Here is a 13820-nt window from a genome sequence, read left to right on the forward strand (position 1 = left end):
CTCCATCTTCTCTTTTCGTTGTTGTCCGGACTCTAGCGGCCCGCATCCATGTCGGCGAGCTTTGCCACGCGGCGACGGAACTCCTCCGCCGTCGAAAATCTGGCGTCGAGATAAGCGGCGATCAGATCCTTGGCGAGCCATGGCCCGACGATCTGCGCGCCGATGCACATCACGTTCACGTCGTCATGCTCGACGCACTGGTGCGCCGAATGCACGTCGTGGCAGACCGCGGCGCGGATGCCTTTCATCTTGTTCGCGCCGATCGAGGCGCCCACGCCGGTGCCGCAGACCATCAGGCCGCGCTCGGCCCGGCCGGAGGTGATCGCCGCCGCAACCTGGCGCGCGATGTCGGGAAAATCGACCGGCTCGGGATCGTAGGAGCCGACATCCTCGACCTCGTGCCCGCGCTCGCGCAGGAAGGCGAGCAGCTCGGCCTTCATCGGGAAGCCTGCGTGATCCGATCCGACGACGATCTTCATGGGTCCGTGCCTTGCGTTTGGTAGGTGGAGATCAGGTTGTTGCGGCGCAGCCCGTCGCCGATCGCGAAATGCTCGCGCAGACGCCGTTCGGCCTCGTCGGGATTGCGCTCCGCCAGCGCGAGAAACACCTGTCGATGGGCATCGACGAGGCCTGAGGTGATGGCGGGTTCGCGGAACGTGTCGCGGCGGCGCTCGACATGGCTGCGCATCAGGAGCGGCGAGATCGCCTCGTAGATCTTCATCAAGGCGCCGCTGCCGCTCGCCCGCACGATGGCCAGGTGAAAGGCATAGTCCGCCCCGCCGCCGCGCTCGGGATCGTCGAGCGAATCGACCAGTGTATCGAGGAGCGCCGCGATGGCCTGGAGATCGCGCTCGCTCGCACGCGTGCAGGCGAGCCGAATGGCCTGGCATTCGATGGCGATGCGCGCCTGCAGGACGTCGTCGAGGATGTTGGGCTCGGGCGCGAGGCAGAGCGTCAGCGCCTGCCCCAGGACCGAGGCATCGGCGGGACGCACGTAGGCGCCGCGTCCGTGGCGGATGTCGAGCAGGCCCAGCATGGACAGCGACCGCAGCGCCTCGCGCAGCACCGGCCGGCTGACGCCCAGCGCCAGCGCCAGCTCGCGCTCGCCCAGCAGGCGGTCGCCCGCCTTCAGCTCGCCCGACAGGAGCCGGTCGCGGAAGAAGGTGAAGACGCGGTCTGCGCCGCTTGTCGTTTCCTCATTGTCTTGGCGGACGATATCGAGCATTTCGGCCTTGGTCAGTCCGTGGTCTGACCACTCTAGGACAAACGCGAAAGGGCATGCAACCGAACGCAGCGATCGACGTTGTTTCCCGTTGCGGGAGGTCTGACCGTGCCGGGAGAAGGTTCCAACCGAACCGAAATAATTCCGGGCGCGGTGCTCCCAGATGAGGGGGCTTTCTAAATGACCGCCGACGCCGGCTCTTCCTTGGCGAGTGGACCGACCACTTCCCCCGCCTCCCGCCGCATGCCGCCCGCGACCGACCTGCATGAACTGCTGAACGTGCTGGAAGCCCTGCGCGGCGGCAATTTCTCGGTTCGCCTGACGGGCGATCCAGACGGCACCCTGGGAAGGATCGCCTCGGTGGTGAACGACATCGCCGCCGCCAACGAGAGCATGGCCCACCAGCTCGAACGGATCGGCAAGGCCGTCGGTGAGCAGGGCCGCACCCGCCAGCGCGTGAAGTTCGGCCTGTCCGCCGGCGCCTGGGGCGAGATGGAGGGCTCGGTCAACACGCTGATCGACGACCTCGTCTGGCCGACCACCGAGGTCACCCGGGTGATCGGCGCCGTGGCCCAGGGCGACCTGCTGCAGACGGTTCGCCTCGACGTCGACGGAAGACCGCTGAAGGGTGAGTTCCTGCGCGCCGCCACCATCGTCAATACGATGATCAAGCAGCTTTCGGTCTTCACTTCCGAAGTGACGCGCGTCGCGCGCGAGGTCGGCACCGAGGGCAAGCTGGGCGGCCAGGCCAAGGTGAGCGAAGTGACGGGCGTGTGGCGCGAGTTGACCGAGAGCGTCAACTCGATGGCCAATAACCTGACAGCCCAGGTCCGCAACATCTCCGACGTGACGATCGCGGTGGCCAACGGCGACCTGTCCCGCAAGATCACCGTCGACGTGCGCGGCGAGATCCTGCAGCTCAAGGAGGCCATCAACACGATGGTCGATCAGCTGCGCTCCTTCGCCTCCGAAGTGACGCGCGTGGCCCGCGAGGTCGGCACCGAGGGCAAGCTCGGCGGCCAGGCGATCGTGCCGGGTGTCGCCGGCACGTGGAAGGACCTCACCGATTCGGTGAACGCGATGTGCGGCAACCTCACCGACCAGGTGCGCAACATCGCCGACGTGACAACCGCGGTCGCGCGCGGCGATCTCTCCAAGAAAATCACCGTCGACGTGCGCGGCGAGATCCTTCAGCTGAAGGACACGATCAACACGATGGTCGACCAGCTGAACGGCTTCGCCGGCGAAGTGACCCGCGTCGCCCGCGAGGTCGGTACCGAGGGAAAGCTGGGCGGCCAGGCCCAGGTGCCCGGCGTTGCCGGCACGTGGAAGGACCTCACCGACAACGTCAACTCGATGGCGACCAACCTCACCGCGCAGGTCCGCAACATCGCCGACGTGACGACCGCGGTGGCGCGCGGCGACCTGTCGAAGAAGATCACGGTCGACGTGCGCGGCGAGATCCTGCAGCTCAAGGAGACCATCAACACGATGGTCGACCAGCTGAACGGCTTCGCCGGCGAAGTGACCCGCGTCGCCCGCGAGGTCGGCACCGAGGGCAAGCTGGGCGGCCAGGCCCAGGTGCCCGGCGTCGCCGGTACCTGGAAGGACCTTACCGACAACGTCAATCTGCTGGCGGCGAACCTCACCACCCAGGTCCGCAACATCGCCGACGTCACCATCGCCGTGGCAGGTGGCGATCTGTCCAAGAAGATCACCGTCGATGCTTCGGGCGAGATCCTGCGCCTTAAGGAGACCATCAACACGATGGTCGATCAGCTCAACTCCTTCGCGGGCGAGGTGACCCGCGTGGCGCGCGAAGTCGGCACCGAGGGCAAGCTCGGCGGCCAGGCCCAGGTCCCCGGCGTCGCCGGCACCTGGAAGGACCTCACCGACAACGTCAACTTCATGGCCACCAACCTGACCGGCCAGGTGCGCAACATCGCCGAGGTGACGACCGCCGTGGCCAACGGCGATCTCTCCAAGAAGATCACGGTCGACGTGCGCGGCGAGATCCTGCAGCTGAAAGACACGATCAACACGATGGTCGACCAGCTGAACGGCTTTGCGGGCGAAGTGACCCGCGTGGCGCGCGAGGTGGGCACCGAAGGAAAACTTGGCGGCCAGGCCCAGGTGCCGGGCGTCGCCGGCACCTGGAAGGACCTCACCGACAACGTGAACCTGCTGGCCGCCAATCTCACTACGCAGGTGCGCAACATCGCCGAGGTGACGACGGCCGTCGCGACTGGCGACCTGTCCAAGAAGATCACGGTCGACGTGCGGGGCGAAATCCTGCAGCTGAAGGACACGATCAACACGATGGTCGACCAGCTGAACGGCTTCGCCGGCGAAGTGACCCGCGTCGCCCGCGAGGTCGGCACCGAGGGCAAGCTCGGCGGCCAGGCCCAGGTGCCGGGCGTCGCCGGCATCTGGAAGGACCTCACCGACAACGTGAACCTGCTGGCGGCGAACCTGACGACCCAGGTGCGCAACATCGCCGAGGTGACCACCGCCGTCGCGACGGGCGACCTGTCCAAGAAGATCACCGTCGACGTGCGTGGCGAGATCCTGCGCCTGAAGGAAACCATCAACACGATGGTCGATCAGCTGAACGGCTTCGCCGGCGAAGTGACCCGCGTCGCCCGCGAGGTCGGCACCGAGGGCAAGCTGGGTGGCCAGGCGCAGGTGCCCGGCGTCGCCGGCACCTGGAAGGACCTGACGGGCAACGTCAACCTGCTGGCGGCCAATCTCACCACCCAGGTGCGCGCCATCGCCGAGGTGGCGACGGCGGTCACCAAGGGCGACCTGACACGCTCCATTCAGGTCGACGCGCTGGGCGAGGTGGCCGAGCTGAAGGACAAGCTCAACACCATGATCGACAATCTCCGCCTCACGACGGAGCGCAACACCGAGCAGGACTGGCTGAAGACCAACCTTGCGAAGTTCACGAACATGCTGCAGGGCCAGCGTGACCTCGGCACCGTCGGCCGCATGATCCTGAGCGAGCTGACGCCGCTGGTGGATGCCCATCAGGCGGTGATCTATCAGACCCAGGACGATGGCACGTCGCGGCTGCGCCTCCTCTCCGTCTATGCCGACGCGGTGGGCGACGGGCATCCCGAAATCCTGCATGTCGGCGAGGGCCTGATCGGCCAGTGCGCCGCCGACGGGCGGCCGATCCACATCTCGGCCATGCCGGATGCCGCACGCCCGATCACCTCGGGTCTCTTCCGGGCGATCCCCCGAAGCATCGTCGTCCTGCCCGTGCTGTTCGAAGGCCAAGTCAAGGCGGTGATCGAGCTGGCCTCGCTCAGCACCTTCACCGAACTGCAGATGGCCTTTCTCGAGCAGCTCACCGCCTCGATCGGCATCGTGCTGAACTCGATCGAGGCGACGATGCAGACCGAGAGCCTGCTGCAGCAATCGCAGAAGCTCGCGGGCGAGCTGCAGAGCCAGCAGGGCGAACTGCAGCAGACCAACGAGCAGCTCGAACAGAAGGCCGCCCAGCTGGCCGAGCGCAATGCCGAAGTCGAGCGTGCCAACCAGGAGATCGAGCAGGCCCGCCGCGCCGTCGAGGAGAAGGCCTCCGAACTCGCACTCACCTCGCGCTACAAGTCGGAGTTCCTGGCCAATATGAGCCACGAACTGCGCACGCCACTCAATTCGATCCTGATCCTGGGCCAGCAGCTCGCCGACAATCCCGACGGTAATCTGGCGGCCAAGCAGGTGGAATTCGCCCGCACCATCCACGGCGCGGGCACCGACCTCCTGAACCTGATCAGCGACATCCTCGACCTGTCGAAGATCGAATCCGGCACCGTCACCGTCGACGCGGAGGAGATCTACTTCGCCAACGTGCTCGAAGCAGTGGCCCGCCCGTTCCGTCACCAGGCCGAGTCGCAGGGCCTCACCTTCGAGGTCCAGACCGATCCCGATCTCGGCCGCTCCATCGTCACCGATTCCAAGCGCCTGCAGCAGATCCTGAAGAACCTGCTGTCCAATGCCATGAAGTTCACGGCGGAGGGCAGCGTGCGGCTGCGCGCCGTGCCGGTGACCGCCGGCTGGCGCTCCGACAATGGCGCGCTGAACCAGGCGAGCGCCGTGGTGGCGTTCGAAGTCACGGATACCGGTGTCGGCATTCCGATCGAGAAGCAGAAGATCGTGTTCGAGGCCTTCCAGCAGGCCGATGCCAGCACAAGCCGCAAATATGGCGGCACCGGCCTTGGTCTCGCGATCAGCCGCGAGCTGGCGAGCCTGTTGGGCGGCGAACTCACCGTGCGCAGCACGCCCGGCATCGGCAGCACCTTCACCCTTTACCTGCCCATGATGTACACCGGCCCGCGTACGGCCGTGCGCCAGCCCGGCCAGGGCCAGGGACAGGGTTCGCAGCCCTTGCGGGCCGCGGCATTGCCCGAGCATCTCGCCGACCAGTTCCCCGACGACCGCCACGATCTGCAGCCCGGCGACCGCATCCTGCTGATCGTGGAAGACGACGCCAACTATGCCGGCATCCTGGTCGATGCCGCCCATGCCGCGGGGCTGAAGGCCGTGGTGACGGCGCGCGGCTCCGAAGCGCTGGACCTCGCCTTGCAGTACAAGCCGGTCGCCATGTCGCTCGACGTGTTCCTGCCCGACATGCTGGGCTGGAACGTGCTGAGCCAGTTCAAGCGCACGCTGGAGACGCGCCACATTCCGGTGCAGATCCTCACCATGGACGAGGACCGCCAGCAGGGCCTGTCGCGCGGCGCCTTTTCCTATCTGAGCAAGCCGACCTCGACCGAAGGGCTTACGGCTGCGCTGGCGCGCATCAACGACTACGTCCAGCCGCGGCGCAAGAAACTCCTGGTGGCCGAGGACGACGAGGGCGAGCGACTGAGCATCACCGCCCTCCTCGATCATCCCGAGGTCGAGATCACGACGGTCGGCTCGGGAGCGGAGGCACTGGGAAGACTCCGGACCGAGCGGCACGACTGCATGGTGCTCGACCTGCGACTGCCCGACATGTCGGGCTTCGAGGTGCTGGAATCGCTCCAGGCCGACCCTGCGCTCGCCGACCTGCCGGTCGTGGTGTTCACCGGCCGCGATCTCACGGCCGAAGAGGAAGGCCGTCTGCACGCGATGGCGCGCAGCATCGTGGTCAAGGGCGCCGCCTCGCCCGAAAGACTGTTCGACGAGACCTCGTTGTTCCTGCATCACGCATCGGCGGCGCTCGCGCCGGAGAAGCAGCGCATGCTGGAGCGCCTGCACGGGTCCGACGAAGTGCTCGCCGGACGCACCGTGCTGGTGGTCGACGACGACGCCCGCAACATCTTCGCCTTGTCGAGTGCGCTGGAGCGGCGCGGCATGCGGGTGCTGACGGCGACAACCGGCCACGAGGCGATCTCGATCCTCGAAAGCTCCCCCGACGTGTCGATCGTGCTGATGGACATCATGATGCCCGATATGGACGGCTACGAGACCATGACCCTGATCCGCAGCAAGCCGGCGCTGCGCCGCCTGCCCATCCTGGCCCTGACCGCCAAGGCGATGAAGGGCGACCGCGAAAAATGCCTGGAGGCCGGCGCGTCGGACTATCTCGCCAAGCCGGTGAACACCGAGCAGCTCTTCTCGGCCCTGCGCCTCTGGCTGCATCGCTGATCTTGACCCAGGCATCAGCCCCCATGGACAAGGTGAACATCCTGCTGATCGACGATCAGCCGGCCAAGCTGCTGAGCTACGAGGTCATCCTCGGCGAGCTGGGCGAAAACCTCGTGAAGGCCAACTCGCCGCACGAGGCGCTCGGCCTGCTGCTGAAGCTGGAGGACGTCGCGGTCGTGCTGATCGACGTGGTGATGCCGCAGATCGACGGCTTCCAGCTCGCCGCCATGATCCGCGAGCATCCGCGCTTCCAGAAGCTCGCCATCATCTTCGTCTCGGCGGTGCAGATTGCCGAGACCGACCATCTGCGCGGCTACGAGATCGGCGCCGTCGACTATGTGACGGTGCCGGTGGTGCCGGAAGTGCTGCGCGCCAAAGTCCGGGTCTTCATCGAACTGTATCGCAAGACCCGCGAGCTCGAGGCCATGAACCGGGAACTCGAGAAGCGGGTCGCCGAGCGCACCGCCGAACTCGAGGCCCAGACCGAGCAGTTGCGGCAGAGCGAGGAGCGACGCTCGATCGCGCTCAGCGCCGGCGACATGGGGTCGTGGGAAGTCGATATCGTCTCGGGCCATGTCGAATGGGACGACGGGCCCTATCGGATCTTCGGCGTCGACCGCGCCGCCTTCGAGCCCACGGTCGAGCGCATCGAAGCGATGATACACCCCGAGGACCGCGAGAAGAATGCGGTCGCCACCATCGTCGGTACGGGCGAAAGCCGCTTCCAGGTCGAGTTCCGCATCATCCGCCCGAGCGGCGAGGTCCGCTGGTGCTACGGCGCCGGCGTGATCTCGCGCGATGCCGAGGGAAATGCCGTGCGCCTGAACGGCGTCACCGTCGACATTACCGAGCGCAAGCGCGCCGAGGAGCGCCAGCTCGTGCTCGCCCGCGAGGTCGACCATCGCGCCAAGAACATGCTGGCGGTCGTCCTGTCGGTGCTGCGCCTCACCAAAGCCAAGAGCACGCCGGAGTTCGTGTCGACGGTCGAGGGCCGCATCCACGCCCTCGCCGCCACCCACAATCTCCTGTCGGCGACGCGCTGGCAGGGCGCCAATCTCAGCCAGATCGTCGACGAGGAGCTGGCGCCCTACCGCACCGATCATCGCCAGCGCATCGAGTCCGGCGGTCCCCCGGCCATGCTGCTGCCGGCGACCGCGCAGGCCGTCGCGCTGGCGGTACACGAGCTCGCCACCAACGCCGCCAAGTATGGAGCGCTGTCGACCGACACCGGCCATCTCCGCCTCGTCTGGACGCTCGACGACGAGGCCCTGGTGGTCGACTGGATCGAAACCGGCGGCCCGCCCGCCCGGGAGCCCAAGTCGCTGGGCTTCGGCCTTTCCATCGTTCGCTCTTCGATCGAGGCGCAGTTCCGCGGCGGCGTCCTCTACGACTGGCGGCCGGAGGGACTGCGGTGCCGCCTCTCGATTCCGCGCGCGCAGATCGTCGGCCCGACTCCGGTGACGCAGACGCGGAAGGAAGGTCCGCGCGAGAGTCCGAGCCCACGGTCGCGCAGCCTGACCGGCCGTCGCCTTCTCATGGTCGAGGACGAGGTGCTGGTCGGCATGATGGCCAAGCGCATCGTGGAGGATCTCGGCGCCACCGTGCTCGGCCCCTATGGCGGCCTGGCCGACGGATTGGCGGCCGCGCGCAGCGAACGGTTCGACGGCGCGCTGCTCGATTTCAATCTCGCGGGGGAACTGGCCGATCCGCTCGCCGACCTGTTGATCGCGCGCGGTGTTCCGTTCGTGTTCATCACCGGATACCAGCGCGACAGCATCGACCGGCGCTATGCCAACGTCCCCGTCCTTCCCAAGCCGCTCGAAGCGGAGACGTTGGAACGCGTGCTGGTGTCGCTGCTCGAGCCCCCGTCGCGCGACACCGCCGAGAGCAGGTCCTACCAGAGCTGAGTCGATCGCGAAACAGGGCGAAGTCGCGGCGGTTCCCGGTGTAATCGAGGTCTGCGCCCTCAACTTTCGCAGCGGCCTGCCGTTATCACCATCCAACACGGAGGTGATACCGATATGAAGAGGGACATCCGAACTATGCCCAAAGGCCTGATCGCGCCCCTTACCCAGGCCGCCCTTGCTTCACTGCGTGCGCTGGCCGAAGGCACGGCCTCCTCGATGCCGCAAGAGCATCGCGCACGCCTGGTTCACCTCGCTTTGATCGAGACGGGCCCGGAGGGCGATGCCATCACGGCGCTCGGCCGCGAGCGGCTGATCTCCGACCGCTAGTAGTTGCCACCCGTTACCGTGACGCAGCCGGGGTCCACCGCCGCCTTCACGATCTTGAGAAACGACTCGAGCGGACAGGCATTGTTCACCAGGTCCGCCGAACAGGCCGGCAGGGCGACCTGCACCATACCTGGCGGATCGCGGTAGTTGAGTGCCGCACGACGGCGCATCTCGTCCAGGGTCTGCGCATAGTAGGCGATGCGCACGAAGCGCTTGCCGGTCCTTATTTCATGGAACTGCTCGAAGGCCAGCGCACCGCCCGGCGACGCCGCGCCCGGAAGAGAGCCCGGAATCTGCCAGGTGAGATCGAGCAGCGCGGCCACGTTGTGGATGTTGCTGTCGTGGCCGACCAGAATGCCAAGGCGCACCGGCTGGCCTGTGGCCGCATGACCGGGGAAACTATGACCGTTCACCAGGATGGCGCCGATCAGCGACAGCAGATTCGATCCGCGCTGCTGCGCGATCGGCTTGGTCTTCTGGGTCAGATCCTGAGCGAGCTCCTCGAGGGTGAGGAGTTCGCTCAGCGCCGCATCGTGAGCCAGCCGCCCCCACGCCACCTGATCCTTGGGCATGCCCTCGGCCGACTGCATGAGAAAGTTCTCGGCGGCGGTCGAGGCATAGCCGATCGGTCCGCGCAGCCGCACACCGTCCTCGGCGCCGCCGACGATGCTCGACGGCATCCCCGCTTCGCCACAGCTTCCGCCGCCTGCCGATCGTGTGGTGCCGGCCGGGCACAGGACCGACTGCATCATGGCGAGCGGCCCGGCATACTCCCGTTGGACCGACGCGAAGCTGCCGCCCACACGCGCCAGGATGGCGGCGCGGTTGGCCGCGAGATCCATCGGGCAGGAGGCCGTCGGCTGCGGATTGAACAGAGGATCCGGCACCGTGAAATTCGCCTGGTTGCGCAGCGGCAGGTTGGCGCAGCGAGGATACATGCCAGCGAGGATCGCGGCGCCCGAGGTGCGCGTGCGCTCTCCGATATCCGTCCACGCGGCCACCGTGCCGGCAGTGGGGCAATCATCGGCCTGGACCAGCCCGCGTCCGCCATACAGCACGCGGTAATAGCCGCCCATCAGGCGCATCAGCTCCTCGCCGCGGGGCGACAGGAAGCCGGGCTCGACAGGCCAGGTGGGCCAGGGCGTCGCACTGTACTTGTCGAGCTGCTCGTTGGTGGACGTCGGCGAGCGCACACCATGCCGATTCAGCAGGACCGCACGTTCGATCTGCCAGCCCGGCGGGGTCGGAAGAATTTCAGCGCTGGCCGGCATCAGGGCCGCCAGAAGCGAGGCAACGAGGACGACGGTAAAGACGCGAATGCTCATGGTACTCCCCCGAAGACGGCACTATGCCGTCTCAGGGTCCCGCCCGTCATCCGTTCCGTGCTAGAAATTCACTCATGCCTGTCCAGTGGACGATCTCGCCTACAGACTGCTTGGTCGTCGCCGCGTCCGGCGCCAGCTTCGGCCAGGCAGAGACCTTCGCCGCTGCCGCGACGGCCAGGCGCCCGCTCGTCATCTTCCGCGAACTGCCCCTCGCGCGTCAGCGGCTGGATGCCCGGTCCCTGCCCGATGCGTGAGCCGGAACCGGCACCCCCTCGCCGGGGTTGAGCGGGATGCCTTCACCGTCGACGATCAGCACCAGCTCGTTCCGCGAGCGCGTCGGGGCGCTCCGGAACCTGCGGCCCTTCCTCGCCATGGTCTGGGCCACCAGCCCGACGCTGACCGCCACCACCATCGCGCTGCGCCTGATGCGCGCGCTGCTGCCGGTCGCCACGCTCTACATCGGCAAGCTGATCATCGACGACGTCGTGATGCTGGTGCAGCTGCAAGACAAGCCGGTAACGCTGCCGCAATGGCTCGACAGCGGCCATCTCAACCGGCTCGGGCTTCTGTTGGGGGCCGAGTTCGCGGTGGCGGTGATGGCCGACGTGCTGGGGCGCATCGTCGCCCTGCTCGACGGGCTGCTGGCCGAGCGCGTCAGCACCAGCTCGAGCGTGCGCCTGATGGAGCATGCCGCGACGCTCGACCTCGAGGATTTCGAGGATGCCGAATTCCAGGATCAGCTGGAGCGGGCGCGACGCCAGACCAGCGGCCGCATGACCCTGATGAGCCAGCTGTTCTCGCAGGCGCAGGACCTGGTGACGGTGGCGAGCCTCGCCGCCGGTCTCATCGTCTTCGCGCCCTGGCTGATCGTGCTCTTGCTGGTGGCGCTGGTGCCCGCCTTCCTCGGCGAAGCGCATTTCAACGCCAAGAGCTATTCGCTCGATTTCGGCCGCACGCCCGAACGGCGGGAGCTCGACTATGTCCGGCAGACCGCCGCCAGCGCCGAGACCGCCAAGGAAGTGAAGATCTTCGGGCTGAACGGATTCCTGATCGACCGCTATCGCCGTCTCGCGACCTCTTTCTACGAGGCCAACCGCCGCCTCGCGCTGCGCCGTGCCGGTTGGGGCGGGCTGTTCACCACCATCGGCACGATCGGTTACTACTTCGCCTACGCCTACATCGCGTGGCGCACCCTGACCGGTGAATTCTCGGTCGGCGATCTCACCTTTCTCGCCGGCTCGTTCCGCCGCCTGCGCACGCTGCTCGAATCGCTGCTGAGCGGCTTCTCCTCGGTGGCCGGCCAGGCGCTCTATCTCGACGACCTCTTCTCCTTCTTCGAGGTCCAGCCGGAGATCCATTCGCCGGCCAATCCCCTGCCCTTTCCCAAGCCCATCCGTGAAGGCTTCGTGTTCGAGGATGTCGGCTTCATCTACCCCGGTGCCGAGCGCTGGGCAGTGCGCCATCTCTCCTTCACCCTCAAGGCCGGCGAGGTCGTGGCGCTGGTCGGCGAGAACGGCGCCGGCAAGACCACGCTGGTCAAATTGCTGACGCGGCTCTACGACCCCGACGAAGGCCGTATCCTGCTCGACGGCCGCGACCTGCGCGATTACGGGCTCGACGAGCTGCGCGGCAGCATGGGCGTCATCTTCCAGGACTTCGTCCGCTACAATCTGCCCGCCGGCGACAATATCGCGGTCGGCCGGGTCGAGGCGCGCGACGACCGGGAACGCATCGCGCGCGCCGCCGGCCGCAGCCAGGCCGACGAGGTGATCGCGCGCCTGCCCCGCGGCTACGACCAGATGATCGGCAAGCGCTTCAAGAACGGCGTCGAACTGTCGGGCGGCGAATGGCAGAAGATCGCGATCGCCCGCGCCTACATGCGCGAGGCCGAGGTGCTGATCCTCGACGAGCCGACCGCCGCCCTCGATGCCCGCGCCGAATTCGAAGTGTTCCAGCGCTTCAAGGAACTGAGCAAGGGCAAGACCGCGGTACTGATCTCCCACCGCTTCTCGAGCGTCCGCATGGCCGACCGCATCCTGGTGCTGGCCGACGGCAGGGTCGAGGCCCAGGGCACGCACGAGGAGCTGGTGGCGCAGCAGGGCCGCTACGCCGAGCTCTTCGAGCTGCAGGCGGCGGGGTATCGCTAGCGCCATGAAGATCGCGACCTTCAACGTGAACAACGTGAACCGGCGCCTGCCCAACCTGCTGGCCTGGCTGAAGCGTGCGAAGCCCGACATCGTCTGCCTGCAGGAACTGAAGGCGGCCGACGAGGCCTTTCCCGCGGCCGAGCTGCGGCGCGCCGGCTATCACGCGGTCTGGCAGGGGCAGAAGACGTGGAACGGCGTCGCGATCCTCGGGCGCAAGGCCGAGCCGGTCCTGACGCGAAAGGGCCTGCCCGGCGATCGCAGCGACGTGCAGAGTCGCTACATCGAGGCGGCGGTGAAGGGGCTGATCGTCGGATGCCTCTATGCGCCCAATGGCAATCCGCAGCCGGGGCCGAAGTTCGACTACAAGCTCGACTGGCTGCGCCGCCTGCAGCGCCACGCGAAGTCACTTCTGAAGAGCGGCGCACCCGTGGTGCTGGCGGGCGACTACAATATCGTGCCGACCGATTTCGACATCTATTCGCTGCGCTCGTGGAAGGACGATGCGCTGGTCCAGCCGGCGCCACGAGCGGCCTTCGGGAAGCTGCTGGCACAGGGCTGGACCGACAGCCTGCGCACGCTCCATCCCGACAAGCCGATGTACACGTTCTGGGACTACAAGCGGCATCGCTGGGAGCGCGATGGCGGCCTGCGCCTCGACCATCTGCTGCTCAGCCCCGATCTCGCCCCGCGCCTGAAGCGCGGCGGCGTCGATCGGGAAGAGCGCGGACGCGAGAGCCCGAGCGACCACGCGCCGGCGTGGATCGAACTGAAGTAAGGCCGTGGTCGTTCTTTCTTCGGCGCTCCCGGACATTGCCAAAGGCAATGTCCTGCCGCTTCGCGGGCTGAGCTTCGCTCAGCCCTACATCGCCGGCGGAAGTTCGTTCAGCGCCTGCTTGGCGATCGGCATCATCTTCTCGCAGAAGTCCTTCTTGTTCTTCTCCGCTTCCTTTTCCATCGTGTCGTAGGTCTTGTCGAGCTTGCGATCGGCGATGTTGAGCTGCTTCTCGGCCCATCCGATCCAGAATTCGAGGCGCTGCTCCTGGTCCTTGGTCATGTCGAGGTCGCAGGTGTCGACGGCAATGGAAACGGCGTAGAGGCCGATCACCATCTTCTCGGCATCGTCCTTCTTGAGCGTCGTCGTCTGGGCTGCAGCCGTCGCAAGCGGCAGCACGAGCAGCGCCAGCGAACGGGCGAACAAGCGAAACATGAAATCTCCCCCGGCTTGCGGGGCGCCGCAGAAGGCGGCGCCCCGATC

The 13820-nt window shown here is 66.9% G+C and carries 10 protein-coding genes; 6 read left to right on the top strand and 4 right to left on the bottom strand.

Annotated elements, in window-relative coordinates; translation table 11 throughout:
* Window positions 1–32: 32 nt before the first annotated feature.
* Window positions 33–479 (bottom strand): ribose 5-phosphate isomerase B, encoded by a 447-nt coding sequence (rpiB, locus tag ACP15H_RS21170; protein WP_425068116.1) that lies wholly within the window; start codon window positions 477–479, stop codon window positions 33–35.
* Window positions 476–1225, bottom strand: a complete 750-nt coding sequence (locus ACP15H_RS21175; RefSeq protein WP_425068117.1) for a FadR/GntR family transcriptional regulator — start codon at window positions 1223–1225, stop codon at window positions 476–478. Before ACP15H_RS21175 ends, rpiB begins: the two co-directional genes overlap by 4 nt.
* 240 nt (window positions 1226–1465) lie before the next feature.
* On the opposite strand from ACP15H_RS21175, the gene ACP15H_RS21180 reads away from it, so the two are divergent.
* From ACP15H_RS21180 to ACP15H_RS21190, 3 genes are all read left to right on the top strand, one after another.
* On the top strand, window positions 1466–6859 hold the full coding sequence (locus tag ACP15H_RS21180) for a HAMP domain-containing protein (RefSeq protein WP_425069945.1): 5394 nt from the start codon (window positions 1466–1468) through the stop codon (window positions 6857–6859).
* A 23-nt stretch (window positions 6860–6882) separates the two neighbouring features.
* Window positions 6883–8766 carry an HWE histidine kinase domain-containing protein gene (locus ACP15H_RS21185; protein ID WP_425068118.1) on the top strand — a complete coding sequence of 628 codons (1884 nt, stop codon included), beginning with the start codon at window positions 6883–6885 and terminating at the stop codon, window positions 8764–8766.
* Window positions 8767–8901: 135 nt separating this feature from the next.
* Window positions 8902–9093, top strand: a complete 192-nt coding sequence (locus ACP15H_RS21190; RefSeq protein WP_425068119.1) for a hypothetical protein — start codon at window positions 8902–8904, stop codon at window positions 9091–9093.
* Here ACP15H_RS21190 and ACP15H_RS21195 read toward each other — a convergent pair.
* Entirely contained in the window at window positions 9090–10418 is a 1329-nt protein-coding gene (locus tag ACP15H_RS21195; RefSeq protein WP_425068120.1) for a histidine-type phosphatase, read from the bottom strand. The genes ACP15H_RS21190 and ACP15H_RS21195 overlap by 4 nt on opposite strands.
* 74 nt (window positions 10419–10492) lie before the next feature.
* Here ACP15H_RS21195 and ACP15H_RS21200 point away from each other — a divergent pair, with 74 nt between their 5' ends.
* Genes ACP15H_RS21200 through xth form a run of 3 tightly spaced genes read left to right on the top strand, consistent with a single transcriptional unit; the run spans window position 10493 to window position 13340 of the window.
* Window positions 10493–10672 (top strand): hypothetical protein, encoded by a 180-nt coding sequence (locus ACP15H_RS21200; RefSeq protein WP_425068121.1) that lies wholly within the window; start codon window positions 10493–10495, stop codon window positions 10670–10672.
* Between the two features lie 36 nt (window positions 10673–10708).
* On the top strand, window positions 10709–12565 hold the full coding sequence (locus ACP15H_RS21205) for an ABC transporter ATP-binding protein (RefSeq protein WP_425068122.1): 1857 nt from the start codon (window positions 10709–10711) through the stop codon (window positions 12563–12565).
* Between the two features lie 4 nt (window positions 12566–12569).
* On the top strand, window positions 12570–13340 hold the full coding sequence (gene xth / locus ACP15H_RS21210) for an exodeoxyribonuclease III (protein WP_425068123.1): 771 nt from the start codon (window positions 12570–12572) through the stop codon (window positions 13338–13340).
* An 84-nt stretch (window positions 13341–13424) separates the two neighbouring features.
* Here xth and ACP15H_RS21215 read toward each other — a convergent pair whose 3' ends face one another.
* Window positions 13425–13772, bottom strand: a complete 348-nt coding sequence (locus ACP15H_RS21215) for a hypothetical protein (protein WP_425068124.1) — start codon at window positions 13770–13772, stop codon at window positions 13425–13427.
* Between the last annotated feature and the right edge of the window lie 48 nt (window positions 13773–13820).

Origin of the sequence: Reyranella sp. (genome assembly GCF_965249915.1) — a bacterium.
GTDB lineage: Bacteria > Pseudomonadota > Alphaproteobacteria > Reyranellales > Reyranellaceae > Reyranella.

Coding starts and splice junctions, on each gene's coding strand:
- rpiB (WP_425068116.1), bottom strand. CDS start 479: ATGAAGATCGTCGTCGGATCGGATCACGCAGGCTTCCCGATGAAGGCC.
- ACP15H_RS21175 (WP_425068117.1), bottom strand. CDS start 1,225: ATGCTCGATATCGTCCGCCAAGACAATGAGGAAACGACAAGCGGCGCA.
- ACP15H_RS21180 (WP_425069945.1), top strand. CDS start 1,466: ATGCCGCCCGCGACCGACCTGCATGAACTGCTGAACGTGCTGGAAGCC.
- ACP15H_RS21185 (WP_425068118.1), top strand. CDS start 6,883: ATGGACAAGGTGAACATCCTGCTGATCGACGATCAGCCGGCCAAGCTG.
- ACP15H_RS21190 (WP_425068119.1), top strand. CDS start 8,902: ATGCCCAAAGGCCTGATCGCGCCCCTTACCCAGGCCGCCCTTGCTTCA.
- ACP15H_RS21195 (WP_425068120.1), bottom strand. CDS start 10,418: ATGAGCATTCGCGTCTTTACCGTCGTCCTCGTTGCCTCGCTTCTGGCG.
- ACP15H_RS21200 (WP_425068121.1), top strand. CDS start 10,493: ATGCCTGTCCAGTGGACGATCTCGCCTACAGACTGCTTGGTCGTCGCC.
- ACP15H_RS21205 (WP_425068122.1), top strand. CDS start 10,709: ATGCCTTCACCGTCGACGATCAGCACCAGCTCGTTCCGCGAGCGCGTC.
- xth (WP_425068123.1), top strand. CDS start 12,570: ATGAAGATCGCGACCTTCAACGTGAACAACGTGAACCGGCGCCTGCCC.
- ACP15H_RS21215 (WP_425068124.1), bottom strand. CDS start 13,772: ATGTTTCGCTTGTTCGCCCGTTCGCTGGCGCTGCTCGTGCTGCCGCTT.